The organism is Bradyrhizobium sp. SZCCHNR1051 (genome assembly GCF_032489615.1).
In the GTDB taxonomy this organism is placed as follows: Bacteria; Pseudomonadota; Alphaproteobacteria; order Rhizobiales; family Xanthobacteraceae; genus Bradyrhizobium.
The window spans coordinates 176,777-203,717 of record NZ_JAUEYJ010000009.1 but is presented as its reverse complement, the minus strand read 5'-3'; the positions used below and the strand labels follow the sequence as shown (position 1 = coordinate 203,717).

Genomic DNA, 26,941 nt, shown 5'->3' with positions numbered 1-26,941 from the left:
TTCACTCATCCGCGCCGAACGAGAAGCTGCCGTCGCCGTCGAGATAGGGGGCCGTCCGCATGTAGAGCTGACCGTTCTGGCCGACGAAGAACAGCGTGCCCTTCGGCACCTTCTTGGCGCCCTTGAGCAGCATGTCGGCGTTCTTGGTGCCCATCTTGTAGGCGAGCGTCTTGCCATCCTTGCCATAGGCGTAGCCCATGTCGGGCTTCAGCTCCCACGGCTCCGGCGGTGCCGCGGGCGCCGCGCTGGCCAGTGCGCCCAGCGCACCGAGGGCGATAAGGGCTTTCAGAACCGGGCTCTTCATGTCCTCCTCCAATCGATGTCGTCTCGAACAAATCACGAACGCCGAGGCAGCGTCAACGTCGCCCCGTCGCAGCGCGGTGATCGTTGGCGGATTTTTAAATTCGCCGATCTCGCGATTATCCTGCAGCGTGGTTTAGAAACATAGGCCAAGAAAACACTTTGGGGATGATTCGGATGAGCCTCGTCACGAAGATCGGTTGGGTTGCGGCGTTGTCGCTGGTGACGTTGGCGTCCGCCCGGGCCGACGACTTCAAGCTGTCCAACAACCAACGCATCGCCTGCAGCCGCGGTCTCTCCGCCGGCAAGCTCAATACGGCCGTCTGCAAGTCCTACGCCTACCTCTTCAACGTGAAGACCTCGGAATATTTCCGCTGCCAGGTCTCACTGTCGCTGACCCGGGACAACAAGGAGGTCATCAACGTCCAGACCGACGGCGGCTGTACCAGGAAGCCGCGCGTGTTCGACACTGATTCCAAATATGAGTTCGACGCCACCGAGACCGAGCCGGCGAACACCAACTCCTTCTTCGGCAATGGCGGCTACTCGATCTGGGTGGCGGATGCGACCCAGCAGAAGGTGCGCGGCTGCATCACGATCTCGTCCGGGCTCGGCTCGGACATCTCCAAATGCCTCGACATGACGTTCCAATGATCGGTGGCCCCGCGAGGGAGGCGGCCCGCCGCATTGGGCTGCACCTGCGGTTCAAGCTGGTGATACTGTCAATGTAAGATTGAACGCGGGGCGCATCGGTCCCGGCCTTGCGCCGTGGGAGCGGGAGCGGCCGGTGCGCCAGTCTTTCGGATGGGTTGACCCAGCGCCCGCAGCCGTCCAATTTGCGGCAAAATCAATGGGAGGATCCATGCGTTTCTCGACATTCTCTGGCGCTGCAACCGGTTTCATTCTGGCAGCCGCCTGCCTGCTCGCGGCGCCTGCGGCGCAGGCGCAGAGCTTCATCAACGTGCTCACCGGCGGCACGTCGGGCGTCTACTATCCGCTCGGTGTCGCGATCGGGAAGATCTACGGCGACAAGATCCCCAATGTGAAGACCCAGGTGCAGGCGACCAAGGCCTCGGTCGAGAACCTGATCCTGCTGCAGCAAGGACGCGGCGAGCTCGCCTTCGCGCTCGGCGACTCCCTGAAGGCCGCCTGGAACGGCGAGGAGGAGGCCGGCTTCAAGACTAAGCTGGACAAGCTGCGCACGATCGGCGCGATCTATCCGAACTACATCCAGATCGTCGCGACGGCCGAGTCCGGCATCAAGACGCTGGCCGATCTCAAGGGCAAGAGCCTGTCGGTCGGCGCGCCGAAGTCCGGCACCGAGCTCAACTCGCGCGCGATCCTCGCCGCCGCCGGCATGAGCTACAAGGATCTCGGCAAGGTGGAGTATCTGCCCTTCGCCGAATCCGTCGACCTGATGAAGAACCGGCAGCTCGGCGCCACCTTGCAGTCGGCTGGCCTCGGCGTCGCTTCGTTGAAGGATCTGTCGACCTCGTCGCCGATCACGGTGGTGTCGGTGCCGAAGGAGGTCGTCGACAAGATCGGTGCGCCGTTCGTGGCGGCGATCATCCCGGCCAACACCTATACCGGCCAGGACAAGGACGTGCCGACCGCGGCTGTGATCAATTATCTCGTCACCAGCTCGGCGGTATCCGACGATCTCGCCTACCAGATGACCAAGCTGATCTTTGATTCGCTGCCGGAGCTCGCCAATGCGCATGCCGCCGGCAAGGAGATCAAGCTGGAGACAGCGGCGCAGGACAGCCCGGTGCCGCTGCATCCGGGCGCGATCCGCTACTACAAGGAGAAGGGCATCCTGAAATAAGGAGCTGCTCGCCCGGCCTTCCTTGCAGGCCGGATCATTCGCAACCGGCTGCGCGGGAAGCCCTCCGCGCAGTCTTGTCGTTCAGGTGATTGCGGCCATGGTCAGCAGCGCCTGATGGGCGCGTTGGGGGGATCATGACGATCGAAGCCGTGAACATGGAAACGCCGGTCAAGGTCGAGTTCGACAATTTCGAGCACGGCTTTCCGGAAGGCTTCGGCCCCGGCCGCTGGGGCTATCTCGCCTACGGCATCGGGCTCGCCTTTGCGATATTCCAGCTCTATGTCGCCGCCTTCAACTATCTGCCGAGCCAGGTCGTCCGCGGCGTCCATGTCGGCTTCCTGCTGCTGCTGACCTTCGGCCTGATCGGCAACTTCACCGCCAAGACCGATGCGGGGCGCATCGCGGGCTGGACCATCGGCGCCATCGGCTTCCTCTGCGGCCTCTATCAGTGGATCTTCTATGCGGATCTGATCGCGCGCGACGGCGATCCGACGCGCACCGATCTCGTGGTCGGAACCCTGCTGGCGGTACTGATCTTCGAGGGCACGCGCCGGCTGATGGGACTCGCGCTGCCGCTGATGTGCGGCGCCTGCCTGTTGTACTGGTTCTTCGGCCAGTATCTGCCGGCGCCGCTCAATCATCGCGGCTATGATTTCGATCAGGTGATTACACACCTCTCCTTCGGCACGGAGGGCTTCTACGGCGTGCCGATCTACGTCTCGGCGACCTACATCTTCCTGTTCATCCTGTTCGGCTCGTTCCTCGAACATGCCGGCATGATCCAGCTGTTCACCGACGTCTCGCTCGGCCTGTTCGGTCGCACCCGCGGCGGTCCGGCCAAGGTCGCCGTGTTCGCCTCCGGCATGATGGGTACGATCTCGGGCTCGGGCGTTGCCAATGTGGTGACCGTCGGCCAGTTCACGATTCCGCTGATGATCCGGTTCGGCTACCGCCGCGCCTTCGCCGCCGGCGTCGAAGCCACCGCGTCGATGGGCGGCCAGATCATGCCGCCTGTCATGGGCGCGGTCGCCTTCATCATGGCCGAGACGCTGGGAGTCGACTACTCGGTCATCGTCAAGGCGGCCGTGATCCCGGCCATCCTCTATTTCGCCTCGGCGTTCTGGATGGTGCATCTGGAGGCCGGCAAGCACGGCCTGACCGGGATGAAGCCGTCGGAGATTCCGAGCGCCTGGAAGGCGCTGGTGGCGCGCTGGTACCTCGTGCTGCCGCTCGCCGCGCTGGTCTACATGCTGTTCGAGGGCTTCACGCCGCTGTATGCGGGCTCGATGGGACTCGCGCTGACGGTGGCGCTGATCCTCGGCACCTCGATCACCATGGGCTTCTCCAACCAGGTGCTGCGTTACGTGTTCTGGATCGGGCTGGCGCTCGTCGTCGGCGCGCTGTCGCGCAACGGCCTGCAGATCGTGCCCGTCGCTTCCGTCGTCGTCGCGCTCATCGTCATCACCGGCTTCGTGCGCGGCGGCATGGGCACCTTGCACGCCTGCCGCGACTCGCTCGCCGAGAGCGCGAAGTCGGCGCTGACCGTCGGCATGGCCTGCGCCATCGTCGGCGTCATCATCGGCATGATGACGCAGACCGGCGTCGGCTCGATCTTCGGCAGCTGGGTGATCGGCCTCGGCAAGACCAGCCTGTTCGCGGCGCTGATCATGACCATGCTGCTGTCGATCCTGCTCGGCACCGGCATTCCGACCATCCCGACCTACATCATCACCGCGGCGCTGGCGGCCCCCGCGCTCGCCAAGCTCGGCGTGCCGTTGATCGCGAGCCACATGTTCGCGTTCTACTACGGCATCATGGCGGACCTCTCGCCACCGGTCGCGCTGGCCGCGCTGGCGGCGGCGCCGATCGCCAAGGAGAATCCGGACAAGATCGGTTGGGAGGCGATGCGGATCGCGCTCGCCGGCTACGTCATTCCCTTCATCTTCGTCTACTCGCCGGCATTGATGCTGCAGGCCGGCGACCCGATGGAGGCGCAGCTCGGCTTCCTGGGCGCGGTCGTCTATGCGAGCGTCAAGGCGCTGATCTCGATCGGCCTGTTCGGCATGGTGGCGATCGGCTTCCTGTTCACGCGGATGACCGTGATCGAGCGTCTGCTGGCGTTCGTCGCGTCGGTCTGCCTGCTCGGCGAATTTCCCTACAGTGACGTGCTGGGATTTGCACTGGCGGTGGTGATCGTGGCGTGGCAGTGGCGGCAGCGGCCGCCGGCTGCCGTGGCGGCCTCCGCTTGAGCCTCTGCCTCGCCTCATCAGGTGTGGTGAAGGCGCTGACCCTCGCCGGCTTCACTTTGGCCTGGACCCACTCGGTCGAGAAGACCGCTTGGCAGGAGGACTGGCGCGTCACGTCTGACGGTCTCGAACTGGTGCAGGCGCGCGTCAAGGGCTCTGGCGCGGGCATGGAGCCGCCGCCGGAAGCGCGGCTGGTCGACGGCTGGTTCCAGTGGCAGACCCAGCGGGGGCCGCTGTCGCGGATCGTGCTCGCCAATTCCGGCGCGGCCGGCGAGTGGCGCATCTGTACAGAGGGGCAATGCCGGACGCTGTCGGACATCTTCGGCCATGACATCGGCGCCGCGACCATCACGATGAGCGCCTGTAGCGAATAACGAACGAACGACGGGAGAACGCGATGGATCGTCTCGAGGGCAAGGTGGCGCTGGTGGTCGGTGCGGGCTCGATCGGACCGGGCTGGGGCAATGGCAAGGCCACGGCCGTGACCTTTGCCCGGCACGGCGCCAAGGTGTTCTGCGTCGACCGCAACAAGGACGCCGCCGCGGAGACCGCCTCGATCATTTCAGGCGAAGGCGGGCAGGCCGAGGCGTTCACCGCCGATGTCTCGAAGGCCGCCGAGGTCGAGGCGATGGTGAAGGCTTGCGTTGCCGCCTATGGTCGCATCGACGTGCTCGACAACAATGTCGGCATTGCCGAGATGGGCAGCGTGGTCGATGTCGATGAAGCGGAATGGGACCGCGTGTTCGCGGTCAACCTGAAGAGCGCCTATCTTGCCATGAAGCACGTCATTCCAGTGATGATCGCGCAGGGCGGCGGCTCCATCATCAACATCTCCTCGGTAGCCTCCATCCGCCAGGTCGGCATCTCCTATGTCAGCTACGGCGCCAGCAAGGCGGCGATGAACCAGATGACGCGCACGACCGCGGTCGAGTTCGCGCCGAAGCACGTCCGCGTCAATGCGATCCTGCCCGGGCTGATGAAGACGCCGATGGTCGAGCACTCCGCTGGGCTGGCTGCGAGCTACGCCAAGGGCGATGTCGAGGAGATGTGGAAGAAGCGCGATGCGCAGGTGCCGATGGGGCATATGGGCGATGCCTTCGACGTCGCCAATGCTGCGGTGTTCCTCGCCTCCGACGAGTCGCGCTATGTCACCGGCACCATGCTCGTGGTCGATGGCGGGTTGACCTGCAGGAGTTAGGTCTCGCCGCTCTCGTCATTGCGAGCGAAGCGACGTGTCCGCCGTAGCTCGAAGAGCGAGGGCGGAAGCAGTCCGGAGTCTCTCGGGAGCTCTGGATTGCTTCGTCGCCTTCGGCTCCTCGCAATGACGGTGGTGTGGAACGGCTTTGTCTTGTTGAGGGCTATTGCGCCATCGCCAGCATGCCGCCCGCGAATGCATGCCATGCCGAGGTCACGCTGATCGGCCAGTTCAGGAGCTTCACGGCGATCAGCGCGAGCCCGCCATAGACGTAGACCGGGTGGACACGTCCGAACGTGCGGCGGTCGTGGATGATGGCGACGACGAGCAGCAGGTAGGCGACGAAAGCCGGCGGGATCGTTACGAACACCGGCGGCGGGCCGAGCGGGCCGGGCGGCGCCAGGAATGTCAGGAACCAGCGCGCCACGGCGGCGTCGAGCAGCGAGATGCCGGCGAGCAGCATCAGCCGCTTGTGCGTTTCCGGCCGGCGCAGATGGACAACCGCGAGCGTAAAGACCACGGCAAAGAAGGCGATGCCGCTGAGCGGCACGATGGCAAAGGCGATGCCCTCATTGACCTGCCCCATTGCCGCAGAGCGCTTCATCGCCTCGATGGCAACGAGGAAGCCAAAGATCGTCATCGCCGTGGCGAGCGATACGCCGAAGATGCCGAGCGAGCGGTGCCGCGCCGTGCGTCCGGATGCGGCAAGCCAGCTCTGCAGCGCGAAATACAGAGTCCAGCTGAAGAACAGGAAGCCGTGGAAATGAATCACGGGCGCGCCGGAGAATGAGCCGCGGGCCAGTGGCAGCCAGTAGGTCGGTGCGAAGCCGATGATCGCAATGGCCATGCAGGCCAGAGCCATGTTGAAATAGAAATAGCGCGCAGGGGACGCAACGACGCCGCGTGCGTGCGAATTGTCGGTCAGAATAGTCATGCGGTTGTGTCTGCTGGGATCGCAACAGGTTCAAATGGCGACCGAGGGCATCGCCGGGGGCGCGCATCCACAACATCGCGAGGGGAATGCGCGGCACGACCACACGCATTTTTGTCGGGGCCGCAATCAGCTCGCGAGCGCCCGTTCGCAAGGGGCGCCTTCTGCAGGAAAGGACTGTCGCACCGCGGCTGCCGCTGTATAGTTGAAGTCGCCGCGGCGGCGGCTACGCCCGCGCCGTGCCGGATCGCCCACGACCTGAGAGAGCCATCTGCCTTGACCGCATCCGTCTCCTCATGGGCTGCAGCCGATCGCCGGGATGGGATGCTGCGCCTCGCTGCGCTTGTCACGCTCGGATGGCTGGTCTCGACCCAGGCCCATGCGGTCGGCGCGGCCGAGCCCGGCAAGGAGCCGGCGGTGGATGCCGGTGCCTGTATGGCGGCCTCGGAGGCGCGCGATGGCGACAAGGTGCTCACCGAATGCGGCGCCGTGATCGACAATCCCAAGGCCGCGAGGGCCGATCGCATCAACGCGCTGATCGCGCGCGCCTCGATCTTCATCACCAGGGGTGAGATCGATCGCGCCATCGCCGATTACGGCGTGACCTTGCAGCTCAACCCGACGCTCGCCAGCATCTTCAATGCGCGCGGCGAACTGCATCGCAAGAAGGGCGACCGTCCGAAGGCGCTGGCCGATTTCGCCGCGGCGCTGCGGCTCAATCCGGATCACGCCAGCGCCCGCAGCAACTACCACGCGCTCGCAATGGAGCTCGAGCGCCTGGGCGCGCAGATGGCCGTCGCGGGCAGGCCGAGCTTCAATTGCGCCATGGCGCGGCGCGCCGTGGAGAAAGCGATCTGCGCCGATCCGGAGCTCGCCAATCTCGATCGCGAGATCGACGGCGCGCAGGCCCGCGTCGTTCGCGAGGCGGCCGGCCCCGCCGCGGCACGCGCCCTGCAGCGCGAGCAGGACGCGTTCATCGCGCGGCGCAACGCCGGCTTTGGCAAGCCCGGCTACGATCTCAAGAAGGCGATGCAGGACCGCCTGCGGCGGCTGAACGGCGTCGACGGCTATTAGCCATCGGCGTGGCCGCTTGAACCGGGTTCCGGCCGGAGACGACAACGGGGGAGATCAGCGTCTCACCCGCAACAGTCGAAATTCGAGCCGAGTCCATGCCGATGCACGCTTTCATTCGTTCGATTTCATCCCGCTCGTCCTACCTCGCGCTGGGTCTTGCAGCCGGTCTTGTCCTTGGCCTCGGGGCCCAGCCTGCATTCGCCGCGGGCCCCGAATGCGCTTTGGGCAGCAAGGCGCCACCGTCCGAACTCATCACCGCCTGCTCGACCGCAATCGAGCAGGCATCGAGCTCGCCGAAGGATCAATCCATCGCCCTGGTTGCCCGCGCCGACGCCCGTGCGCGTACCTCGGGCGGCCTGACCCAGGCCCTGCAGGACCTCGACCGTGCCATCGCGCTCGACGGCAAGAATTCGCGCGCCTACCGGCTGCGCGGCGACCTGATGCGCGAAGCCGGTGGCGATGCCGGCAAGGCGACCGCCGATCTGAGCATGGCGATCTCGCTCGATCCGAATGACGCCGAAGCCTTTGAGCTGCGTGGCGTTGTCCATACCGAGCAGCGTCGTCTCGATCGCGCTCTGGCCGACTACGATCAGGCGATCCGGCTGAAGCCCGACTACGCGCAGGCCTATGCCGACCGGGGCGTCGCCTTCTACCTGCGCGGCGACAATGAGAAGGCCGTGCGCGACTATGACGAGGCGATCCGGCTCGACCCGGAACGGCCGCGCACATTCACCAATCGTGCCGCGGCCTACAAGAAGCTCGGCCAGTTGGACAAGGCGCTGGCCGATGACGACGAGGCGATCCGGCGTGATCCGAAGGTGTCGGAATATTACGACAATCGCGGTCTCACCTACGCCGCCATGAAGGAGTACGACAAGGCGATCGCCGATTATGACCAGGCGATCAGGATGGAGCAGCGGGCAAATTTCTTCACCAACCGCGGCGATTCCCATCAGTTCAAGGGCGAGCTCGGCGCGGCGCTCAGCGACTACGACGCCGCGCTGCGGCTCGATCCGAATTTCGCGCTCGCCTACAACAACCGGGCGGTGCTGTACAAGAAGATGGGCGAGCGCGCCAAGGCGCTGGCCGACTACGAGGCCGCGCTGCGGCTGGATCCCGGCAACGACAATGCCATCGCCGGCCGGCGCGTCGTGCTGGCCGAGATCAAGAAGTTCGGCGCCGAGCCGCCGCGTCCGTTGAATGCGCCGTCGGAGCGAAGCGGTCCGTCGTTCGATTGCGCCACGGCCGTGCGCGAGGTCGAGAAGGTCATCTGTGCCGACCCGCAGCTCTCGGTGCTCGATCTCGGCATTTCCGAAAGCTACGCCCGGCTGCTGAAGTCCTCGCGCGGCCGCGCCGCTGCCGCGCTGCGCAGCAGGCAGCGTGACTTCATCGCCGAGCGCAACGCCCGCTTCGGCAAGCCGGGCTACGACCTTCGTCTAGCCCTGCAGCGTCGCCTGGATACCCTCCGCGACGCAGCGCATTGATCCGGCCCGGAAAATGGCCCGGACGTCCGGCCCGCCTGATCTGGATCAATTCATGACGGCTTGAACTGTCGCTTTGTCCCGTGACAATAGTCGGGAATAAACACTGTTTGGGGAAACGTCATGAGCGCTGCGAGCCGCTATCACGAGGTCCATGCACGGTCGCTGCAGGACCCCGAAGGGTTCTGGGCCGAGGCCGCCCGCGCGATCGATTGGATCGAGCCGGCCAAAAAGATCTTCGATCCGTCGATGGGCGCCTATGGCCGCTGGTTCACTGGGGCCGTCGTCAACACCTGCTACAACGCGCTCGATCGCCACGTCGCCGCCGGCCGTGGCGAGCAGTTGGCGCTGATTCACGATTCGCCGCTCACCAGCTCGGTCACCAAGCTCACCTATGCCGAGATGCTGAAGGAGGTGCAGACGCTCGCCGCGATCATGCAGGATTTCGGCGTCGGCAAGGGTGACCGCGTCATCCTCTACATGCCGATGGTGCCGGAAGCGATGGTCGCGATGCTCGCCTGCGCGCGCATCGGCGCGGTGCATTCGGTCGTATTCGGCGGCTTCGCGGCCAAGGAGCTCGCCACCCGCATCGACGATGCGACGCCAAAGCTCGTGCTATCGGCGAGCTGCGGCATCGAGCCCGGCCGCATCGTGCAATACAAGCCGCTGCTCGACCAGGCGATCGAGCTCGCCGACAACAGGCCCAAGGCCTGCATCATCCTGCAGCGTCCCGAGCATGTCTGCGAGCTCAAGCCCGGCCGCGATTACGACTGGGCCGCGCTGCGGAAGTCCGCGCTCGCCAATGGCAAGGCGGCGCCGTGCGTGCCCGTGCTGGCGACCGATCCGCTCTACATCCTCTACACGTCGGGCACGACCGGCAAGCCGAAGGGCGTGGTGCGCGACAATGGCGGGCACCTCGTCGCGCTCAAATGGTCAATGGAGAATCTCTATGGCATCAAGCCGGGCGAGGTGTGGTGGTGCGCCTCCGACATCGGCTGGGTGGTCGGCCACAGCTACATCATCTACGGCCCGCTGATCCATGGCGCGACGTCGGTGATGTATGAGGGCAAGCCGGTCGGAACGCCCGATGCCGGCGCGTTCTGGCGCGTCATCAGCGACCACAAGGCGGTGGCGCTGTTCACGGCGCCGACCGCGTTCCGCGCCATCCGCAAGGAAGATCCCGAAGGCACGTTGCTGCGCAAATACGATTTGTCACAGTTCCGCACGCTGTTCCTCGCCGGCGAGCGCGCCGACCCGCCGACCGTGGAATGGGCCGAGCAGCAATTGAAGGTGCCGGTCATCGACCACTGGTGGCAGACCGAGACCGGCTGGTGCATCGCCGGAAATCCGGCCGGCCTCGGCCTCTTGCCGGTCAAGCACGGCTCGCCGACGGTCCCGATGCCGGGCTACCAAGTCGACATCGTCGACGAGGCGGCGAGGCCAGTGCCCGCCAACACCATGGGCTCGATCGTGATCAAGCTGCCGATGCCGCCGGGCTGCCTGCCGACGCTGTGGCAGCAGGAGGATCGCTTCAAGGAGTCCTATCTCAGCGAGTTCCCCGGCTACTACAAGACCTCGGACGCCGGCTACAAGGACGAGGACGGCTACGTCTTCGTGATGGGCCGCACCGACGACATCATCAATGTCGCCGGCCACCGGCTCTCGACCGGCGGCATGGAGGAGATCCTGGCCTCGCATCCGGACGTCGCCGAATGCGCCGTGCTCGGCATCAAGGATGCGATCAAGGGCGAGGTGCCCTGCGGCTTCCTCGTGCTCAAGGCCGGCGTCTCGCGCAGCCCGTCTGTGATCGAGAAGGAAATCGTGGCGCTGGTGCGCGACAAGCTCGGCCCCGTCGCTGCGTTCAAGCTCGCCATCACCGTCGGCCGGTTGCCGAAGACGCGCTCCGGCAAGATCCTGCGCGGCACGATCAAGAAGATCGCCGACGGCGAGCAATGGAGCATGCCGGCCACGATCGAGGATCCCAAGGTGCTCGAGGAAATCGGCGAGGCGCTGAAGAGCCGCGTCTGACGCGGCGCCGCTGAACGTGCCCCGGGCTTGACCCGGGCGCCCATTGTCGTCAAGCAACGGCGTCAGACCAGCCCGATTGACGAGAATGGAACGTTCGATGCGACAGACCTCCGCCCGCCTGGCCTTGGTGCTGATGGCCGTATTTTCGCTCACGGCCTGCGCCTCCCGCAACCAGGGTCCTGCAGTGGCGCTCGGCAATGACGATGACGATGCCGTCTGTCAGGCCGGCGGCAAGGTCGCGCCGGGCTCCGCCGAATATGTCGCCTGCCGCAAGGACCGCGACGTGCAGCGGCAACGCGCCGAGGCACGCGCCGATCGCCGGCAGCGCGATCTCGGCGAATACATGATGAACCATCCCGATCGGCCCTGAGCGCACGTGCAAGCGCCTCTCATGGCGCGTGACTTCGATGCAACAGTTGCGTGACATCGGCACTGCAACAATGCCGATTGATTGAGATCAAATCCAAGCCCATGGCGTCCCTGCCACATCTGTGACCGCAAGGCGCGGCTGTGCCCGCGCAGATGTTGCTCAAGGGTGGTTATGGGGACCTCGATGAACAGAATCTTGAAACTCTCGTCGTCGCTGCTGGTGCTGGCGGCGATCTGCGGAGCCACGGGCTCGGCGCAAGCGGCTGACCTGCAGGCGGCGCCGGTCTACACCAAGGCGCCGGTGGTCGAGGCGTGGAATCCGTGGATGCTTCGTGTGCGCGCGCTCGGCGTGCTGCCGGATGCTGGCGGCTCCACCGTGAACGTGACCGGCGTGCCGGCGCTGTCGTCGCCGAACTCCGGCCTGTCGATCTCCAACTCGGTCGTGCCCGAGCTCGACATCAGCTACTTCTTCACCAGGAACATCGCGGCCGAGCTGATCCTCGGCGTCACCCGGCATTCCATCGGCGGCACCGGCTCGCTCGACGGCCTCAACATGGGCAAGGCTTGGCTGCTGCCGCCGACGCTGACCCTGCAATATCATTTCACCGATTTCGGCGCCTTCAAGCCGTATGTCGGCGCGGGCGTGAACTACACGGTCTTCTTCAACCAGAGCGCCGCGAATCAGGTGTGGAACGGTCTTGCCGTCACCAACCTGCACATCTCCAACCAGTGGGGCGCCGCGGTCCAGTTCGGCTTCGACTACATGCTCGACAGGCACTGGGGCCTGAACGTCGACGTCAAGAAGCTGTGGCTGCAGCCGAACTACTCGGCGACCGTCAACGGTGCAATTCCGGTCACCGGCCGCGCCAACATCGATCCGTGGCTGGTCGGCGTCGGCGTCACCTACAAGTTCTGATTTTTTCAGTTCCTCCCAGACTGCCATGGCGCCGGCATCCCCGGCGCCATTTTTTTGGGAGGTTCGTTGGTCGCGGGTCTCGGGCCTGACCACGGCTGTCGTCCCGGCCTTGAGCCGGGACCCATACGCCGCAGCGCGAGCCAGGAACGGAAGGCTTAGTCACAACCGGCTCGGGCAGTTGCGCGATCCTGTGGCTGTGCGTCCCAGCGTTCGCCGGGACGGCAGCGAAGGGCGTGTCACGCGCCTTTGGCGATCCAGAGACGGACGCCCGCGTCCTACTCCTCGTCGTCCTGCTTCTTGCCGCCGATGGTCTTGAGCTTGGCGAACACGGCGTCGACGTTGAGATCGTCCTCGTCGCGGCCCGCCGGCTCGTACTCGTCCTTGCGCGTGGTCTCGGAGGCCGGGAGCAGGGTGGCGCCGCTGTAATTGGCGTCGAGCGGCTTTTCCTTGGCGGCACGCTGGACCTCGAAGTCGAGCTCGATCTGCGAGCACAGGCCGAGCGTCACCGGGTCCATCGGCGTCAGCGTCTGCGCGTTCCAATGGGTGCGGTCGCGCACGCTGGCGATGGTGGTCTTGGTGGTGCCGACCAGGCGCATGATCTGGGCGTCCTTGAGCTCGGGATGGTTCCGCACCAGCCAGAGGATGGCGCTCGGGCGCTCGTGGCGGCGCGACACCGGGGTGTAGCGGGGGCCCTTGCGCTTGGGCTGCGGCGGCAGCACCACCTTGCTCTCCTGCAGCCGGAGCCGGTAATTCGGGTCGCGCTCGGCCTTCTCGATCTCCTCACGGGTGAGCTGCCCGGTCGAGATCGGATCCATGCCCTTGATGCCCTGGGCGGCGTCCCCGTCGGCAATGGCGCGCACCTCGAGCGGGTGCATCTTGGTAAAATCGGCGACCTGGTCGAAGGTCAAGGCAGTATTGTCGACCAGCCACACGGCAGTTGCCTTCGGCATCAGCGGGGCGTTGCTCATGGCAAATCTCCTTTGTGCTCCGCCCCGGCCCTGGAGGCGAAACCTGCGGTCATCGGCGATGACGGGAATTGGCCCTATATAAGCCGTCCCGGGGGCATGGCGCAATGGCCTGGAGAAAACGGCCTTGACAGCGCTCGAAAGCAGTCCCAAGTCCTACCCAAACCAGTGTCAGACCCAAGCTCCTCGCGTATCGACCGCCCCCGCTTGCCGGCCCGGGGGTCCGTGGTCGCCGAAACCAGCCCGCAAAGATCAGCTTAGACCAGCCCCATGGCAGCCAAACCAGACCTCAAAATCGTGCTTTGCTCGCCGCGCGGCTTCTGCGCCGGCGTGGTGCGCGCCATCGACACCGTGGAGCGGGCGCTCGCCATCTATGGCGCCCCGGTCTATGTCCGCCACGAGATCGTGCACAACAAATACGTCGTCGACAGCCTGAAGACCAAGGGCGCCATCTTCGTCGAGGAACTGGCGGAGATTCCCGACAGTACCAACGCACCGGTGGTATTTTCGGCGCATGGCGTGCCGAAATCGGTTCCGGCCGAGGCCCAGGCGCGCAATTTCTTCTCCCTGGATGCGACCTGCCCGCTGGTCACCAAGGTCCACCGCGAGGCGGCGATCCACTTCAAGCGCGGTCGCGAGATCCTGCTGATCGGCCATTCTCACCATCCGGAGGTGGTCGGCACCGTCGGCCAGCTTCCGGCGGGCGCCGTGACGCTGATCGAGACCGCTGAGGACGCGGCGACCTTCACCCCGAAGGATCCCAACAACCTCGCTTTCGTCACCCAGACCACGCTGTCGATCGACGACACCAAGGATATCGTCGCGATCCTCAAGGGCCGTTTCCCGAACATCTCGGGCCCGCACAAGGAAGACATCTGCTACGCCACCACCAACCGCCAGCTGGCGGTCAAGAAGGTCGCGCCGGTGGTCGACGCGCTGATCGTGGTCGGTGCGCCGAACTCGTCTAACTCGCAGCGCCTGCGCGAGGTCGCCGAGCGCGAGGGCTGCCCGATTGCCGTGCTGGCCCAGCGTGCCTCGGACATCGACTGGGCGCGCTTCGAGGGCATCAAGAGCCTCGGCATCACCGCCGGCGCCTCGGCGCCGGAGGTGATCGTCGAGGAGATCATGGGCGCCTTCGCCGAGCGCTACGTGCTCCATGTCGAGACGGTCTCGGCGGCGGAAGAGAACGAATTCTTCCCGCTGCCGCGCTCGCTCCGGCCGGAAGCCGCGGCCGAGTAAAGGCGGCCGCTTCTTTTCCGCCCTCGGCGGCCTCTCGGCCTTGAACGCGGCGCCCGCATGCGCGATGAAGGGCGCAACGGGCCTGTTCGGTGACGAAGTTCGCATCGGAGAGGCGGGGGCAGGCGAACTTCGATAACTGGGATAGCGCATGGCGGTCTATACCGACGTCGCCGCCGACGAGCTTGCGGACTTCCTCAAGACCTACGACATCGGCGAGCTGCTCTCCTACAAGGGCATCGCCGAAGGGGTCGAGAACTCCAACTTCCTGCTGCACACCACCAAGGGCTCCTTCATCCTCACGCTGTACGAGAAGCGCGTGGCGGTGGACGATCTGCCTTATTTTCTGGGGCTGATGGCCCACCTCGCCGAGCGCGGCGTGAGCTGTCCGCAGCCCGCCCGCAACCGCGACGGGGCGGTGTATTCGAGCCTGTCCGGCCGGCCCGCGGCGATCATCAACTTTCTGGAAGGCATGTGGCCGCGCAAGCCGAACGTCACCCACTGCGCCGGCGTCGGCGCGGCGCTGGCGCAGATGCATCTGGCCGGACGCGACTTCCCGCTGGTGCGCAAGAATCCGCTCTCGGTCGCCGGCTGGCGGTCATTGTTCGCGCAGGCCGCCGACCGCGCCGACACGGTGCAGGCCGGCCTCTCCGCGCTGCTCTCCGCCGAGCTCGATCATCTCGGGCGCTCCTGGCCGACGCATCTGCCGGAAGGCGTCATCCACGCCGATCTGTTTCCGGACAACGTGTTCTTCCTCGGCGACAAGCTCTCGGGGCTGATCGACTTCCCGTTCTCCTGCAACGACATTCTGGCGTATGACGTCGCGATCTGCCTCAACGCCTGGTGCTTCGAGGCCGATCATTCGCTGAACGTCACCAAGGCGCGCGCCTTCTTCAACGCCTATGGCCGCGTCCGGCCGCTGTCGGAGGCCGAGTTGGAGGCGCTGCCGCTGCTGGCGCGCGGCGCGGCGATCCGCTTCCTGCTGACGCGGCTGGTGGACTGGCTCAACGTGCCTCCCGGCGCGCTGGTGAAGCCCAAGGATCCGCTCGAATATGTCCGCAAGCTGCGCTTCCACCAGGCGGTGACCAGCGTGCGCGACTACGGCATCGGTGGAGCCGTGGCGTGAGCGAGCATCCGGTCGTCAGCATCTACACCGATGGCGCTTGCTCGGGGAATCCGGGGCCGGGCGGCTGGGGCGCGATCCTGCGCTTCGGCGACAAGGAAAAAGAGCTCAAGGGCGGCGAGCCGCACACAACCAACAACCGCATGGAGCTGATGGCCGCGATCTCCGCGCTGGAAGCGCTGAAGAAGTCGTGCCAGGTCGAGCTCTACACCGACAGCCAATATGTCCGGCAGGGCATCACCGGCTGGATCCACGGCTGGAAGCGCAATGGCTGGAAAACCGCGGACAAGAAGCCGGTCAAGAACGCCGAGCTCTGGCAACGGCTCGATGCCGCGCTGAAGCCGCACAAGGTCAATTGGCACTGGGTCAAGGGCCACGCCGGCCACGCCGAGAACGAGCGTGCCGATCAACTGGCACGCGATGGCGTGGCGATGGCCAGGATGCAGAAGAACGTGCGGGGCTGAGGTCTTCTACGGTTGTGAGTTTGATCGTCATTCCGGGGCGACGCGAGAGCGTCGAACCCGGAATCTCGAGGTTCCGGGTTCGCTTCGCGCCCCGGAACGACTGATCATCTGCAGCAGTGCGTTGTTTACTTACAGCTGCCCGAGCAGCGTGTCGCCGCCGGAGACCTCGACCTTGCCCGGCGCGGCTTCGAGGTTCAGCTTGGTGACCTTGCCGTCCTCGACCAGCATCGAATAGCGCTTGGAGCGGATGCCGAGGCCGGCGCCGGACGCGTCGAGCTCCATGCCGATCGCCTTGGTGAACTCGGCATTGCCGTCGGCCAGGAACACCGCCTCGTCGCGCTGGTCGGTGTCGCGCTTCCAGGCGTTCATCACGAACGCATCGTTGACCGAGACGATCGCGATGGTGTCGACGCCCTTGTCCTTCAGCGCATAGGCGTTGAGGAAGATGCTCGGCAGATGCATCTTGTGGCAGGTGCCGGTGTAGGCGCCGGGCACCGCGAACAGCGCGACCTTCTTGCCCTTGAAGATGTCGTCGGTGGTTTTGACCTGCGGGCCCTCGCCGGTCATGACGCGGAATTGGGCCTGCGGCAGCTTATCGCCAACCTGGATGGTCATTCGAGTTACTCCTTCCCCTGGATGTGTCTTTTGAATGTGTCTTGCGCGGTGCGCGCTACACTATTCGGCGCGCCGGAAACGGCAACGGCCCGCCGTGATCACGTATCCGTCATCGCACGTCCCTCATCGCATGCCGGCGCTTGCGGCGCCAATGGACTCAGGCCGCCGCTGCCGGCTTCTTCTTCTCGTCGCGCAGCTCCCGGCGCAGAATCTTGCCGACATTGGTCTTCGGCAGCTCGGTCCTGAACTCGATCTGCTTCGGCACCTTGTAGTTCGTGAGCTGCTCGTGGCAGTGCTTGATGATGTCCTCGGACGTGAGGTCGGGATCCTTCCTCACCACGAACGCCTTGACGACCTCGCCGGTCTTCTCGTCCGGCAGCCCGATCACGGCGGTCTCCAGCACGCCCGGATGGGTCGCGATCACTTCCTCCACCTCGTTCGGATAGACGTTGAAGCCGGAGACCAGGATCATGTCCTTCTTGCGGTCCACGATCTTGATCGCGCCGTCCGCGGCCATCACGCCGATGTCGCCGGTGCGGAAGAAGCCGTCCGCGGTCATCACCTTGGCGGTTTCGTCGGGCCTGTTCCAATAGCCCGCCATCACCTGCGGGCCCTTGGCGCAGATCTCGCCGGGCTGGCCGAGCGGCACCTCGTTGCCGTCGTCGTCGCGGATCGACAGCCAGGTCGACGGCAGCGGCAGGCCGATCGTGCCGGTGAACTCGGTCGAGGTCGGCAGGTTGCAGGTCAAGACCGGCGCGGTCTCCGACAGGCCGTAGCCTTCGGCGATGCTGCAGCCCGTCACCTGCTTCCACTGCTCGGCCACCGGGCGCTGCACGGCCATGCCGCCGCCGTTGGAGACCTTCAGCTTGGAGAAGTCGATCTTGCGGAAGTCAGGATGATGCAGCAGGCCGTTGTAGAGCGTGTTGACGGCCGGGAAGGTGGTGACCTGATACTTCATCAGCTCCTTGATGAAGCCGGGGATGTCGCGCGGATTGGGGATCAGCAGATTGGCGCCGCCGGCGCGCACCGCGAGCAGGAAGCAGCAGGTCAGCGCGAAGATGTGGTAGAGCGGCAGCGCGCAGACGATCAGCAGCTGATCGACATGCGGCGGCTTGTCCATCACTGGCTGCAGCCACGCATCGTTCTGCAGCACGTTGGCGACGACGTTGCGATGGAGCAAGGTGGCACCCTTGGAGACGCCGGTGGTGCCGCCGGTATATTGCAGGAAGGCGACGTCGTCCGGACCGATGGTGGGCTTCTGGAAGCGCTTGCCGCGGCCGGCCGCGAGCGCATCGTTGAAGGGCACGGCACCCGGCAGCGAGAACGCCGGCACCATCTTCTTCAGGCGGCGGACGACGAGGTTGACGATCACGCCCTTGAAGCCGAGCAGGTCGCCCATGCTGGCGACGACGATGTGCTTGACCTGCGTGTGGCCGACCACCTGCTGCACCGTGTGAGCAAAGTTCTCCAGCACGATGATCGCTTCGGCGCCGGAATCCTTGAGCTGGTGCTCGAGCTCGCGCGGCGTGTAGAGCGGGTTGACGTTGACGACGGCGTAGCCCGCGCGCAGCACCGCGGAGATCGCGATCGGATATTGCAGCACGTTCGGCATCATCAGCGCGACGCGCGCGCCCTTGGCCAGCCCAAGGCCCTGCAGATAGGCGCCCAGCGCGACCGACATGTCGTCGAGCTCGCGATAGCTGATCGCCTTGTCCATGCAGATGAAGGCGCGGCGATCGGCGAATTTCCTGAAGCTCTCTTCCAGCAGGTCGACGAGCGACGGGTATTTGCCCGGATCGATATCGGCGGGAACGCCGGCCGGATAGTGCTTGAGCCAGATGCGCTCCATGACCCTTCCTCTCTGATCGTCTCTTGTTCGTGTATTGGCGTCCGCCAGCCTCGCTCGGGAAGCTGGCGGCGGCCAATATCGAATTTCCGGCCCTTCAAGGCAAGCGGCCGGCGTGTCGACGAAAGCGGCAGGGTAAGGAGGCCGGGCGGAGGCTGGGCCCAGTCGGCTGCGGCCCTATGGGCCGCGCCGGATCAGCCGTCCTTCGGCGCGGGCTTGCCGGCCGTCTTCGGCTTTGCGGCGGCCTTGGGCTTGGCGGGCTTGGGCGCGTCGGAGCCGGTCTTTTCCGCCGGTTTTGCGCCGGCATCGTGCTTGGCGGCGACGTGGCGTGCCGCGCCCGGCTTGGCCTCCGACGGCTTGGCCTCCGGCTTCGCCGCGGCCTTCGCATCCGCATCGGTCTTGGCGGCGGTCCGGGTCGCCGGCTTGGCATCCTTCCGCGCGGCGGCATGCGCCTTCTTGCCGCGGTGTCTGGCCGGGGTCTGAGCGTCGGCATCGGCGGCGACGGCGGCGATCAGCGCCGCGCCGGTGCGCGTCGGGCCGGTGTAGACCAGCACCGGCTCGGACGGGACGGGCGCCGCCGCCAGCAGCTCGGACGGCTTCATGGTCGGCGCCTGCAGGCCGGCGAGCAGGGTGCCGCCGGTCGCTTCGCCGTCGGCGCCGGCAACGGTGTCCTCGTCGTCGTCGCTGGCTGGTCGGTGGCGGCGGCCGTTGCACATGTCGTCACGCAGGTTGGGCGGCGTCGCGTCGACGGGGGCCAACTGATCGACTGTGCCGAGCGGCGATTTCAGCCAGCTCAACTGGTTGCCGTTGAAGCCGCGGTCCAGCATCTGGATCGCGCGCACGGCGCGCATCTGTCCCGAGGAGGCGCCGAGCACCACCGCGATCAGGCGCTTGCCGTTGCGGGTCGCCGACGCCACCAGATTGTAGCCCGAAGCGCAGATGAAGCCGGTCTTGAAGCCGTCGGCGCCGGGATAGCGCCCGATCAGCTTGTTGAAGTTCTGCACGACGCGGCGGCCGTAGCGGATCGACGGGATGTGCACGAAGTATTCGTACTCGGGAAGATCGCGGATGATGGCGCGCGCCAGGATCGCGAGATCACGCGCCGAGGTGATCTGGCCGTCGGCCGGCAGTCCGTTCGGATTGACGTAGCTGGTCTGCGTCATGCCGAGCTTGCGAGCGGTGTCGTTCATCATCGCCGAGAAGCCGTCGATGGAGCCGCCGACGCCTTCGGCCAGCACCACCGCCATGTCGTTGGCGGACTTCACCAGCATCATCTTCAGCGCGTTGTCGACGGTGACCTGCGTGCCGGGCCGATAGCCCATCTTCGACGGCGACTGTGATGCCGCGGCCGGTGAGACCGTGAACAGCGTGTCAAGCGTGATCCTGCCGTCCTTGACCGCCTTCAAGGTGACATAGGCCGTCATCAGCTTGGTGACCGACGCGGGATACCATGGATAGGTCGCGTTCTGCGCTTCCAGCACCTTGCCGGTATCGGCTTCGACGAGCAGCAGCGCCTCGGCGCTGGCCCAGCGGGGCGTGAGCACGAGAGCGGCAGCGAGAGCGATGATCTTGATCGGGGCGTAGCGGAACAACAGGCGAAGCGTCTGCACTGGTCTGGTCCGGTCCTTTGAGACCCGCCTCGCGCGGCGAGGTGGGCAAGCGGGCTTTCGGGTTTCAAGCGTGTCCGGCGCCGCTTCGGTTGCGGCAGGCCGCGAACCTATACCGGCTCGACGCTGGCGAACAGAGGCCAGCCATTCAATTCCACGATGAAAGCGTCCCGCGATCAGGTCTTGACGATGGTACCGTCGCGCTCGGGCGCTGCGAGAGTCGCGCGCGCGCTCTCCTGCACCATGAACTGGGCCTTCGCCAGTTCCGCGAAGTGGCCGCCCTTGGCGACGAGTTCATCGAACGTTCCGCTTTCGATCACGCGTCCGTTCTCGAACACGAGGATTCGCGTCGCGTTGCGGATGGTCGAGAGCCGGTGCGCGATCACGAAGGTCGTGCGTCCCTTCATCACCTCGTCGAGCGCCGCGTTGAGCTTGGCCTCGGTGACGGCATCGAGCGCTGATGTCGCCTCGTCGAGAATCAGGATCGGCGGATCCTTCAAGAGCGCACGCGCGATCGAGAGCCGCTGGCGCTCGCCGCCGGACAGCATGCGGCCGCGCTCGCCGGCATTGGTATCGAAGCCCTGCTCGGCGCGGTCGATGAAGTCGAGCGCCTGGGCGCGCGCGGCGGCGGTGCGAATCTCCTCCTCGGTCGCATCGGGCTTGCCGACCAAGAGGTTCTCGCGGATCGAGCGATTGAACAGCAGCGCCTCCTGGAACACGACGCCGATGTTCCGGCGCAGGGCCGCAAGCTTCAATCCGCGGACATCCATGCCGTCGATCTTGATGAAGCCGGATTGCGGATCGAAGGCACGATGCAGGAGCGCAATCGCGGTCGACTTTCCGGCGCCGGTCGGCCCGACCAGCGCGATGGTCTGGCCGGGCAGCGCGGTGAAGGTGAGATCCTCCACCGCCGGCCGCTTGCCGTCATAGGAGAACGACACATCGTTGAATTCGACCAGGCCCGAGAGCCGGCCGACGTCGATCGCATCGGGGCGGTCGCGCACCGCCGGCACGGCGTCGAGCACGGTGAAGAACTCGGCCAGCCGCGGCGCTTCCATGAACACGTTGTTGATGAAGGACACGACCTGCTCGAGCTTCTGGATCAGCATGGTCGCGAACGACACGAACATCACGATCTCGCCGACCGAGCTCAGTCCCTGCTGATGCAGCGCGATGCCGAGGGTGAAGATCGCCAGCACCGTGATGGTGGTGGAGGCGCGCGTGATCACCGTCACCAGCGCCCACCAGCCGAGCACCGGCATCTGCACCGAGAGCAACTGGCCGGCGACGTTGCGCAGGCCCTGCACCTCGGCTTCGATGCGCACGAAGCTCTGCACCAGCGCGACGTTGCCGAGCGCATCGGAGGCGCGCGCCGACAGGTCGCTGTAGTGCTCTTCGACCTCGCTCTGCATGCCGTAGGTCTTGCGCACCACCAGCGTCGTCAGCACCGTGAACACCACGCACAGCACGAACAAGAGGATCGCGAGCCGCCAGTTCAGATAGAGCGACAGCGGCAGCAGCACCAGCACCGACATGATGGCGGCGAAGTGCTCGCGGAAGAACGACAGCCACAGCTTCCACAGCGCGTCGGTGCCGTTGATCATCACCTTCATCAGTCGGCCGGAATGGGTGCCGGAATGGAACGTCAGCGGCAGCTGCAAAATGTGCTCGAAATAGCTCGTCAGCACCGCATGGCGCTGCCGGTGCGCCAGCCGGTCGGCCTGCAGCGCGACCCAGGCGCTGGCCAAAATCGTGAACAGGCCGAATCCGGCCCAGGCCGCGAGCAGCGGCCAGGCGGTGCTGGTCGAGGCGTTGCCGGAGAGCGAGTCGACAATGCGTCCGAACAGCACCGGCTCGGCGAACTGTGCCACCGCGAGGGCCAGGTTGGCGATCGCCAGAAACCAGCCCAGCCGCGCCTCCTTTCCGAGCAGATGGAGCACGCGGGCATAGATACGGAGCAGGGACATGGGCGGGGCGCTTCGTGTCGACAGTTGGAACCAGCGCTGGGTGCGCGCGGCGCCATGTTAGCAAGGGAACGGCCGCCGCGGCGAGCGCTCAGTTGACGAGCCGGCTGTCGGCGGGCGGCAGGAAGCTGTCGTCGAAGATGTCGGCGGGTTGCGGACGCTTGTGGTGGAATTTGCCGTCCTCGGCGAGCTGGTCGAGGGCCCGCTCGAACCGGGCGGGATCGATGCCGCCGATGCCGTCGCGGCGGACGTCCGGCGTCAGCACGTTGTCGACGAGCACGCTCTGCAGCCGCTGCAGCTCGAGCTCGCGCGAGCCGTCATCCATCCGGCTCACCACGTCGGCGATCGCGCCGGCAGGGTCCTTGATGGCAAGCTGCAGGCCAGACGTCAGCGCGCTCAGGAATCCCTTCACCGCAGCCGGCTGCTTGGCCGCAAAGCCGGGATTGACGATCACCGCATGGCCATAGGCCTCGCAGCCGTAATCGGCGAAGCGCAGCACCGCGAGATCGGCGGCAGGCACGCCGCGGTCGCGCAGATTGAGGGCCGACAAATAGGAGAAGCCGCTGACGGCATCGACCTGGCCGGCCGACAGGATCGGCTCGCGCACGGCCGCGCCGACGCGCGACAGCTTGATGGTCTCGGGCCTGAGATGGTTGTGCCGCGCGACCGCCGGCCACAGCCGGATCGAGAGATCGCCCTCGGCGACGCCGAGCGTCTTGCCTTCGATGTCGCCGAGCCCGTTGATGCCGCGGCTCCTGCGCGCGATGATCGCATAAGGCGCCCTGTTGAACAGCACGAACACGGCCTTGACCGGCTGGCTGTTGGACGCGTCGCGATAGCGGATCAGCTCGTTGATGTCGGCGAGCGCCATGTCGGTCTCGCCGGAGGCCACCCGCGCGATCGCATCGGGAGAGCCCTTGGCCGTGGTGATGGTGACGGTCACGCCCTCGGTGGCGAACAGCCCGCGGCTGGCGGCGAGGACCAGTGGCGCCATGCTGCCATCGAGCGGCCGATCCAGCGCGAACATGACGGCGACCGGACGTTTCGGCTCCGCTGCGAGGGCCTCGTGATCTGACAGCCACGCGGGCACCACGAAGGCCGCCAGGAGCGCCAAGCGCGCCAAAGCAAGCAGGGTGACGGGTCGTCGCATGCACATCATGTCACGCCGGTATTCGCAGGCCGTACCGGTCTTGTCACGCCGGTATTCTAATCAGTTCGCCGGCCGTCGCGGGATCGATATGTCAATTTCGTGACAATGTCGCTGTGTCGCTGCCGCTCGGGGCCGGCGGTGCCTGATCATGTCGGATCGAATGTGAACGGTCCATGAGTAAGGCCTGCGGCGATTTGCGGCTTCGACTTCGGGTTTCGCGAGGGGAACTGTGGACGCAGTTCGCGAGTTGGTACGCGAGATGAGATTGTACGGAGGATCCACATGATCGCACAGTGCGGAAGTTTTTCACGCTTTGGCCGTGCTACCGTCCTGGCGACGGTGGCCGCGGTGACTTTGACGGCCGTGCAGCCGACACTCGCCTTTGCCGGCTCCGCGCCGGCCGAGAAGGGCGTCGTCGCCAAGGCGGCCAATGATGGCGGCGTGACCGATGTCAGCGCGCGCCGGCGCCACTATCGCGGCAACGGCGGCGCGGCGGCTGCGGCGGCGTTCGCCGGCATCGTCGGCACCGGACTTGCCATCGCGGCGACACAGAACCGCCGTTCCTACTACGAGGACAACTATTACTATGGCCGGCCGGCCTATTACGGCTACGGACCGCGCTATCAGTATTACGGCGGCGGCCCCTATTACGGTGGCGGCTATTATCATCACCCGCATTGGTGATGTGAGATCGAATAGACGATCCGCCGGCCCCGCGCCGGCGGATTTTTTCTTGCCCGCCGCGAACGTTAATATGCGGACCATCGAATTTAACTATTGTGGCGGGATGACTGATTCGATCGAGCGGCTCTATCGCGCTGTCCTGGCGGCCAGGGATCTCGATCCCGCGCGATCGCGCACGGCCAAGCTGATGCAGCAGGGCACGGCCAAGATGGCCAAAAAGCTCGCCGAAGAGGCCATCGAGGTTGCGATCGATGCCGTCGGCGGCGACGCCCAGGCCGTGGTGCGCGAAAGCGCCGACCTGATCTACAATCTGGCCGTGCTATGGGCCGAGCTCGATGTCCAGCCCGAGGACGTCTGGCGCGAGATGGAACGGCGCGAGCTGATGCTCGGCATCGCCGAGAAGCTGCCGAAATCGCCGGTGAAGGTCGCCAAGGCCGCGCCCGGACGGGTGGCGGGGCGACCGATCGTCGCGGCCGAAAGCCGGACCATCCGCAAGCGGCACTAGTGTGGCGGTCCGATTCGGACCGGCATATGGGCCATGGACAAATCCTGCCCGGTTTGCTTCATCGCCACCATGCTCAGACGGATCTACGACTGGTGTATCGACGCCGCCCACAAACCGCATGCCATGTGGATCATGGCCGCGGTTGCCTTCGCTGAAAGCTCGTTCTTTCCGGTGCCGCCGGATGTGATGCTGATCCCGATGTCGCTGGCGAAGCCGCAGCGGGCCTGGCTGTTCGCCGGCGTCTGCACCGCGGCGTCGGTGGCGGGCGGCTTGGTCGGCTACGCCATCGGCGCGCTGCTCTACGACTCGCTCGGCCATTGGCTGATCCAGCTCTACGGCCTCGGCGGCAAGGTCGAGGCGTTCCGTGCCTCCTATGCCGAGTGGGGCGCCGTCATCATCCTGGTGAAGGGATTGACGCCAATCCCCTACAAGCTGGTCACGATCACGTCGGGCTTCGCCGGCTATAATCTGTTTCTGTTTATCGTCTGCTCGATCATCGCGCGCGGCGGCCGCTTCTTCATCGCCGCGATATTGCTCAACCGCTATGGCGAATGGATCAGGGTGCGCATCGAGAAGCATCTCGGCCTGTGGGTGGCGATCGGCGCGGCCGTGCTGGTGGCCGGCTTCGTCGTCGCCGTGAAGCTGATCTGATGCGGCCGCTGCGCCCGGGGCCGGGGGCAGGGGCGGCGCTGCTCGTCGTCGTCTCGGTTCTCTCCGCCGCCGCGGCATCGGCGCAAACGACGCCTTCCTTGGGGCTGCGAGAAGCGCCGCAACAGCCGCCGCAGCAGGCGCCTGCCGTCCAGCCGGCGCCGCCGTCCTCCAATCCGGGTCTGGTGGAGGAGTTCGGCAAGCTGTTCGAGAAGATGGCGATCATTCCGCTGAAGCGTCCGGAGGCCACGGCTGAGCCGCCCGCGAACGAAGGCGAGACGGCCGGCGCTCCCGCAGGCCCGCCGCGGCAAGCCGACCGGCCGGCTGCCCCGAACGGCGGCGACGCCGCACCGAGTGTGCTGAAGGAGACCAGTGACACGCTCTCGCGGCTCACCAAGCCCTCGACCATGATCTCCGGCCGCATCGTCTGTCCGATCGCCGCCAACGCCACGCCGGATTGCAAGCTTGGCGCCGACCGGCTGTGCCAGGGCAAGGGTTACAAGGAAGGCAAGAGCCTCAACACCGATTCCGCGGAGACCTGCTCGGCGAGGGTGCTGATCCCCGGTCGCCAGCGCAAGCCGGGCGATTGCCGCACCGACACCTACGTGACCTCGGCGCTCTGCCAATGACGCCGGCACGCCAGCGCCTCAACGCAAGACCCTGATCGGGCTTTTCCGGTCCCTCTGCGAGCGAATTGCCATCACGGCATGATGTCGGGCATGCTCGCGATCACGAGCGTTTCCGCATTTCACGAAGAGGAATTCCCATCCATGTCCATGCCCGCCTTGTTCAAGGGCCGCCTGTCGATCCCGGTGATCGGCTCGCCGCTGTTCATCATCTCCGTGCCCGACCTGGTGATCGCGCAGTGCAAGGCCGGCGTGGTCGGTTCGTTTCCGGCGCTCAACGCGCGGCCGGCCGCGCTGCTCGACGAATGGTTGGCGCGCATCACCGAGGAGCTCGCCGCCTATGATCGCGCGCATCCGGAACGCCCGTCGGCGCCGTTCGCCGTCAACCAGATCGTGCATCGCTCCAACAACCGGCTCGATCAGGATCTCGCGCTGTGCGAGAAGTACAAGGTGCCGATGATGATCACCTCGCTCGGCGCGCGCGAGGAGCTGAACCGGGCGGCGCATGGCTGGGGCGGCATCGTCTTCCACGACGTCATCAACCAGACCTTCGCGCACAAGGCGATCGAGAAGGGCGCCGACGGCTTGATCCTGGTCGCGGCGGGCGCCGGTGGACATGCCGGCACGATCTCGCCGTTTGCCTTCGTGGCGGAGACGCGGAGCTGGTTCGATGGCCCGATCGCTCTGTCGGGCGCGATCGGGAACGGCCGCGCCATCCGTGCCGCGCGCGTGCTCGGCGCCGACTTCGCCTATATCGGCTCGGCCTTCATCGCCACCAAGGAGGCGAATGCGGTCGAAGGCTACAAGCAGATGATCACCAGCTCGGGCGCCGACGACATCGTCTATTCGAACCTGTTCACCGGCGTGCACGGCAACTACCTGAAGCCGTCGATCGTCGCAGCCGGCCTCGATCCGGACAATCTCCCGACCTCTGATCCGTCGAAGATGAGCTTTGGCACCGATGCTTCGGGCGAGCGCGCCAAGCCGAAGGCGTGGAAGGAGATCTGGGGATCAGGGCAGGGCATCGGCGCCATCAAGGACGTGCTGCCCGCCGCCGAGCTGATCGCGCGCTTCAAGAAGGAATATGACGAAGCAATCGATCCGCCGCTCTAAGCGGCTCCGCGACGGACAAAAGAAAAGCGC

General features: G+C 65.9%; 26 protein-coding genes. 18 read left to right on the top strand and 8 right to left on the bottom strand.

Going from position 1 to position 26,941, the window contains the following annotated elements:
* Position 1: 1 nt before the first annotated feature.
* On the bottom strand, positions 2-304 hold the full coding sequence (locus tag QW868_RS13475) for a hypothetical protein (RefSeq protein WP_316160959.1): 303 nt from the start codon (positions 302-304) through the stop codon (positions 2-4).
* Between the two features lie 173 nt (positions 305-477).
* On the opposite strand from QW868_RS13475, the gene QW868_RS13470 reads away from it, so the two are divergent.
* The 5 genes from QW868_RS13470 to QW868_RS13450 all read left to right on the top strand — a co-directional run bounded on the left by QW868_RS13470 (position 478) and on the right by QW868_RS13450 (position 5,569).
* On the top strand, positions 478-954 hold the full coding sequence (locus QW868_RS13470; RefSeq protein WP_315736112.1) for a hypothetical protein: 477 nt from the start codon (positions 478-480) through the stop codon (positions 952-954).
* A gap of 208 nt (positions 955-1,162) precedes the next feature.
* Positions 1,163-2,125: a TAXI family TRAP transporter solute-binding subunit gene (locus QW868_RS13465; RefSeq protein ID WP_315797716.1), complete on the top strand. Its 963-nt coding sequence runs from the start codon at positions 1,163-1,165 to the stop codon at positions 2,123-2,125.
* A gap of 155 nt (positions 2,126-2,280) precedes the next feature.
* Positions 2,281-4,374: a TRAP transporter permease gene (locus QW868_RS13460; RefSeq protein WP_316161099.1), complete on the top strand. Its 2,094-nt coding sequence runs from the start codon at positions 2,281-2,283 to the stop codon at positions 4,372-4,374.
* Positions 4,371-4,745 carry a DUF1850 domain-containing protein gene (locus QW868_RS13455; protein WP_316179452.1) on the top strand — a complete coding sequence of 125 codons (375 nt, stop codon included), beginning with the start codon at positions 4,371-4,373 and terminating at the stop codon, positions 4,743-4,745. The genes QW868_RS13460 and QW868_RS13455 overlap by 4 nt, the downstream gene beginning before the upstream one ends.
* A gap of 23 nt (positions 4,746-4,768) precedes the next feature.
* Positions 4,769-5,569 carry an SDR family oxidoreductase gene (locus QW868_RS13450; RefSeq protein ID WP_316230729.1) on the top strand — a complete coding sequence of 267 codons (801 nt, stop codon included), beginning with the start codon at positions 4,769-4,771 and terminating at the stop codon, positions 5,567-5,569.
* A gap of 160 nt (positions 5,570-5,729) precedes the next feature.
* Here QW868_RS13450 and QW868_RS13445 read toward each other — a convergent pair whose 3' ends face one another.
* Entirely contained in the window at positions 5,730-6,500 is a 771-nt protein-coding gene (locus QW868_RS13445) for a hypothetical protein (RefSeq protein WP_316230728.1), read from the bottom strand.
* Positions 6,501-6,821: 321 nt separating this feature from the next.
* Between QW868_RS13445 and QW868_RS13440 the strand changes: the two genes are divergently transcribed.
* The 5 genes from QW868_RS13440 to QW868_RS13420 all read left to right on the top strand — a co-directional run bounded on the left by QW868_RS13440 (position 6,822) and on the right by QW868_RS13420 (position 12,365).
* Positions 6,822-7,571, top strand: coding sequence for a tetratricopeptide repeat protein (locus QW868_RS13440; protein WP_316179680.1), 750 nt, complete (start codon positions 6,822-6,824; stop codon positions 7,569-7,571).
* Positions 7,572-7,672: 101 nt separating this feature from the next.
* The gene (locus QW868_RS13435; RefSeq protein WP_316230753.1) at positions 7,673-9,055 is read left to right on the top strand and encodes a tetratricopeptide repeat protein; all 1,383 of its coding nucleotides are present in this window, start codon (positions 7,673-7,675) and stop codon (positions 9,053-9,055) included.
* Between the two features lie 120 nt (positions 9,056-9,175).
* Positions 9,176-11,080, top strand: coding sequence for a propionyl-CoA synthetase (locus tag QW868_RS13430; protein ID WP_315797714.1), 1,905 nt, complete (start codon positions 9,176-9,178; stop codon positions 11,078-11,080).
* Between the two features lie 97 nt (positions 11,081-11,177).
* On the top strand, positions 11,178-11,450 hold the full coding sequence (locus QW868_RS13425) for a hypothetical protein (protein ID WP_315736121.1): 273 nt from the start codon (positions 11,178-11,180) through the stop codon (positions 11,448-11,450).
* Positions 11,451-11,633: 183 nt separating this feature from the next.
* Positions 11,634-12,365 carry an OmpW family protein gene (locus QW868_RS13420; RefSeq protein ID WP_316230727.1) on the top strand — a complete coding sequence of 244 codons (732 nt, stop codon included), beginning with the start codon at positions 11,634-11,636 and terminating at the stop codon, positions 12,363-12,365.
* 275 nt (positions 12,366-12,640) lie between these two features.
* Here QW868_RS13420 and QW868_RS13415 read toward each other — a convergent pair whose 3' ends face one another.
* On the bottom strand, positions 12,641-13,333 hold the full coding sequence (locus QW868_RS13415; protein ID WP_315736123.1) for a DUF1013 domain-containing protein: 693 nt from the start codon (positions 13,331-13,333) through the stop codon (positions 12,641-12,643).
* A gap of 267 nt (positions 13,334-13,600) precedes the next feature.
* On the opposite strand from QW868_RS13415, the gene ispH reads away from it, so the two are divergent.
* From ispH to rnhA, 3 genes are all read left to right on the top strand, one after another.
* The gene (gene ispH / locus QW868_RS13410; protein WP_315716301.1) at positions 13,601-14,569 is read left to right on the top strand and encodes a 4-hydroxy-3-methylbut-2-enyl diphosphate reductase; all 969 of its coding nucleotides are present in this window, start codon (positions 13,601-13,603) and stop codon (positions 14,567-14,569) included.
* A gap of 148 nt (positions 14,570-14,717) precedes the next feature.
* Positions 14,718-15,692 carry a homoserine kinase gene (locus QW868_RS13405; RefSeq protein ID WP_316230726.1) on the top strand — a complete coding sequence of 325 codons (975 nt, stop codon included), beginning with the start codon at positions 14,718-14,720 and terminating at the stop codon, positions 15,690-15,692.
* Positions 15,689-16,153 carry a ribonuclease HI gene (gene rnhA, locus QW868_RS13400; protein WP_315736125.1) on the top strand — a complete coding sequence of 155 codons (465 nt, stop codon included), beginning with the start codon at positions 15,689-15,691 and terminating at the stop codon, positions 16,151-16,153. The genes QW868_RS13405 and rnhA overlap by 4 nt, the downstream gene beginning before the upstream one ends.
* Before the next feature lie 129 nt (positions 16,154-16,282).
* On the opposite strand, the gene QW868_RS13395 is transcribed toward rnhA, so the two are convergent.
* The 5 genes from QW868_RS13395 to QW868_RS13375 all read right to left on the bottom strand — a co-directional run bounded on the left by QW868_RS13395 (position 16,283) and on the right by QW868_RS13375 (position 23,341).
* Entirely contained in the window at positions 16,283-16,768 is a 486-nt protein-coding gene (locus QW868_RS13395; RefSeq protein WP_315758853.1) for a peroxiredoxin, read from the bottom strand.
* Positions 16,769-16,925: 157 nt separating this feature from the next.
* Positions 16,926-18,617 (bottom strand): long-chain fatty acid--CoA ligase, encoded by a 1,692-nt coding sequence (locus QW868_RS13390; RefSeq protein WP_315797711.1) that lies wholly within the window; start codon positions 18,615-18,617, stop codon positions 16,926-16,928.
* A 191-nt stretch (positions 18,618-18,808) separates the two neighbouring features.
* Positions 18,809-20,224: a D-alanyl-D-alanine carboxypeptidase family protein gene (locus QW868_RS13385; protein WP_315777843.1), complete on the bottom strand. Its 1,416-nt coding sequence runs from the start codon at positions 20,222-20,224 to the stop codon at positions 18,809-18,811.
* Between the two features lie 173 nt (positions 20,225-20,397).
* A complete protein-coding gene (locus QW868_RS13380) occupies positions 20,398-22,188 on the bottom strand; it encodes a glucan ABC transporter ATP-binding protein/ permease (RefSeq protein WP_316230725.1) in 1,791 nt (596 codons plus the stop codon).
* An 88-nt stretch (positions 22,189-22,276) separates the two neighbouring features.
* A complete protein-coding gene (locus QW868_RS13375) occupies positions 22,277-23,341 on the bottom strand; it encodes an ABC transporter substrate-binding protein (RefSeq protein WP_316230724.1) in 1,065 nt (354 codons plus the stop codon).
* Positions 23,342-23,617: 276 nt separating this feature from the next.
* Here QW868_RS13375 and QW868_RS13370 point away from each other — a divergent pair, with 276 nt between their 5' ends.
* The 5 genes from QW868_RS13370 to QW868_RS13350 all read left to right on the top strand — a co-directional run bounded on the left by QW868_RS13370 (position 23,618) and on the right by QW868_RS13350 (position 26,911).
* Entirely contained in the window at positions 23,618-24,019 is a 402-nt protein-coding gene (locus tag QW868_RS13370) for a hypothetical protein (protein ID WP_315736131.1), read from the top strand.
* 103 nt (positions 24,020-24,122) lie between these two features.
* On the top strand, positions 24,123-24,524 hold the full coding sequence (gene hisE, locus QW868_RS13365) for a phosphoribosyl-ATP diphosphatase (protein WP_315736132.1): 402 nt from the start codon (positions 24,123-24,125) through the stop codon (positions 24,522-24,524).
* Between the two features lie 69 nt (positions 24,525-24,593).
* Positions 24,594-25,175 (top strand): YqaA family protein, encoded by a 582-nt coding sequence (locus QW868_RS13360; RefSeq protein WP_316161100.1) that lies wholly within the window; start codon positions 24,594-24,596, stop codon positions 25,173-25,175.
* Positions 25,175-25,801 (top strand): hypothetical protein, encoded by a 627-nt coding sequence (locus QW868_RS13355; protein WP_316230723.1) that lies wholly within the window; start codon positions 25,175-25,177, stop codon positions 25,799-25,801. Before QW868_RS13360 ends, QW868_RS13355 begins: the two co-directional genes overlap by 1 nt.
* A gap of 141 nt (positions 25,802-25,942) precedes the next feature.
* Positions 25,943-26,911: a nitronate monooxygenase family protein gene (locus QW868_RS13350; RefSeq protein WP_315736134.1), complete on the top strand. Its 969-nt coding sequence runs from the start codon at positions 25,943-25,945 to the stop codon at positions 26,909-26,911.
* The last annotated feature ends 30 nt before the right edge of the window (positions 26,912-26,941 follow it).

Bases quoted from the DNA above. Each gene is read 5' to 3' on its own strand.
- QW868_RS13475 (WP_316160959.1), bottom strand. From the start codon at position 304: ATGAAGAGCCCGGTTCTGAAAGCCCTTATCGCCCTCGGTGCGCTGGGC.
- QW868_RS13470 (WP_315736112.1), top strand. From the start codon at position 478: ATGAGCCTCGTCACGAAGATCGGTTGGGTTGCGGCGTTGTCGCTGGTG.
- QW868_RS13465 (WP_315797716.1), top strand. From the start codon at position 1,163: ATGCGTTTCTCGACATTCTCTGGCGCTGCAACCGGTTTCATTCTGGCA.
- QW868_RS13460 (WP_316161099.1), top strand. From the start codon at position 2,281: ATGGAAACGCCGGTCAAGGTCGAGTTCGACAATTTCGAGCACGGCTTT.
- QW868_RS13450 (WP_316230729.1), top strand. From the start codon at position 4,769: ATGGATCGTCTCGAGGGCAAGGTGGCGCTGGTGGTCGGTGCGGGCTCG.
- QW868_RS13445 (WP_316230728.1), bottom strand. From the start codon at position 6,500: ATGACTATTCTGACCGACAATTCGCACGCACGCGGCGTCGTTGCGTCC.
- QW868_RS13440 (WP_316179680.1), top strand. From the start codon at position 6,822: ATGCTGCGCCTCGCTGCGCTTGTCACGCTCGGATGGCTGGTCTCGACC.
- QW868_RS13435 (WP_316230753.1), top strand. From the start codon at position 7,673: ATGCACGCTTTCATTCGTTCGATTTCATCCCGCTCGTCCTACCTCGCG.
- QW868_RS13430 (WP_315797714.1), top strand. From the start codon at position 9,176: ATGAGCGCTGCGAGCCGCTATCACGAGGTCCATGCACGGTCGCTGCAG.
- QW868_RS13425 (WP_315736121.1), top strand. From the start codon at position 11,178: ATGCGACAGACCTCCGCCCGCCTGGCCTTGGTGCTGATGGCCGTATTT.
- QW868_RS13420 (WP_316230727.1), top strand. From the start codon at position 11,634: ATGAACAGAATCTTGAAACTCTCGTCGTCGCTGCTGGTGCTGGCGGCG.
- QW868_RS13415 (WP_315736123.1), bottom strand. From the start codon at position 13,333: ATGAGCAACGCCCCGCTGATGCCGAAGGCAACTGCCGTGTGGCTGGTC.
- ispH (WP_315716301.1), top strand. From the start codon at position 13,601: ATGGCAGCCAAACCAGACCTCAAAATCGTGCTTTGCTCGCCGCGCGGC.
- QW868_RS13405 (WP_316230726.1), top strand. From the start codon at position 14,718: ATGGCGGTCTATACCGACGTCGCCGCCGACGAGCTTGCGGACTTCCTC.
- QW868_RS13395 (WP_315758853.1), bottom strand. From the start codon at position 16,768: ATGACCATCCAGGTTGGCGATAAGCTGCCGCAGGCCCAATTCCGCGTC.
- QW868_RS13390 (WP_315797711.1), bottom strand. From the start codon at position 18,617: ATGGAGCGCATCTGGCTCAAGCACTATCCGGCCGGCGTTCCCGCCGAT.
- QW868_RS13380 (WP_316230725.1), bottom strand. From the start codon at position 22,188: ATGTCCCTGCTCCGTATCTATGCCCGCGTGCTCCATCTGCTCGGAAAG.
- QW868_RS13375 (WP_316230724.1), bottom strand. From the start codon at position 23,341: ATGTGCATGCGACGACCCGTCACCCTGCTTGCTTTGGCGCGCTTGGCG.
- QW868_RS13370 (WP_315736131.1), top strand. From the start codon at position 23,618: ATGATCGCACAGTGCGGAAGTTTTTCACGCTTTGGCCGTGCTACCGTC.
- hisE (WP_315736132.1), top strand. From the start codon at position 24,123: ATGACTGATTCGATCGAGCGGCTCTATCGCGCTGTCCTGGCGGCCAGG.
- QW868_RS13360 (WP_316161100.1), top strand. From the start codon at position 24,594: ATGCTCAGACGGATCTACGACTGGTGTATCGACGCCGCCCACAAACCG.
- QW868_RS13355 (WP_316230723.1), top strand. From the start codon at position 25,175: ATGCGGCCGCTGCGCCCGGGGCCGGGGGCAGGGGCGGCGCTGCTCGTC.
- QW868_RS13350 (WP_315736134.1), top strand. From the start codon at position 25,943: ATGTCCATGCCCGCCTTGTTCAAGGGCCGCCTGTCGATCCCGGTGATC.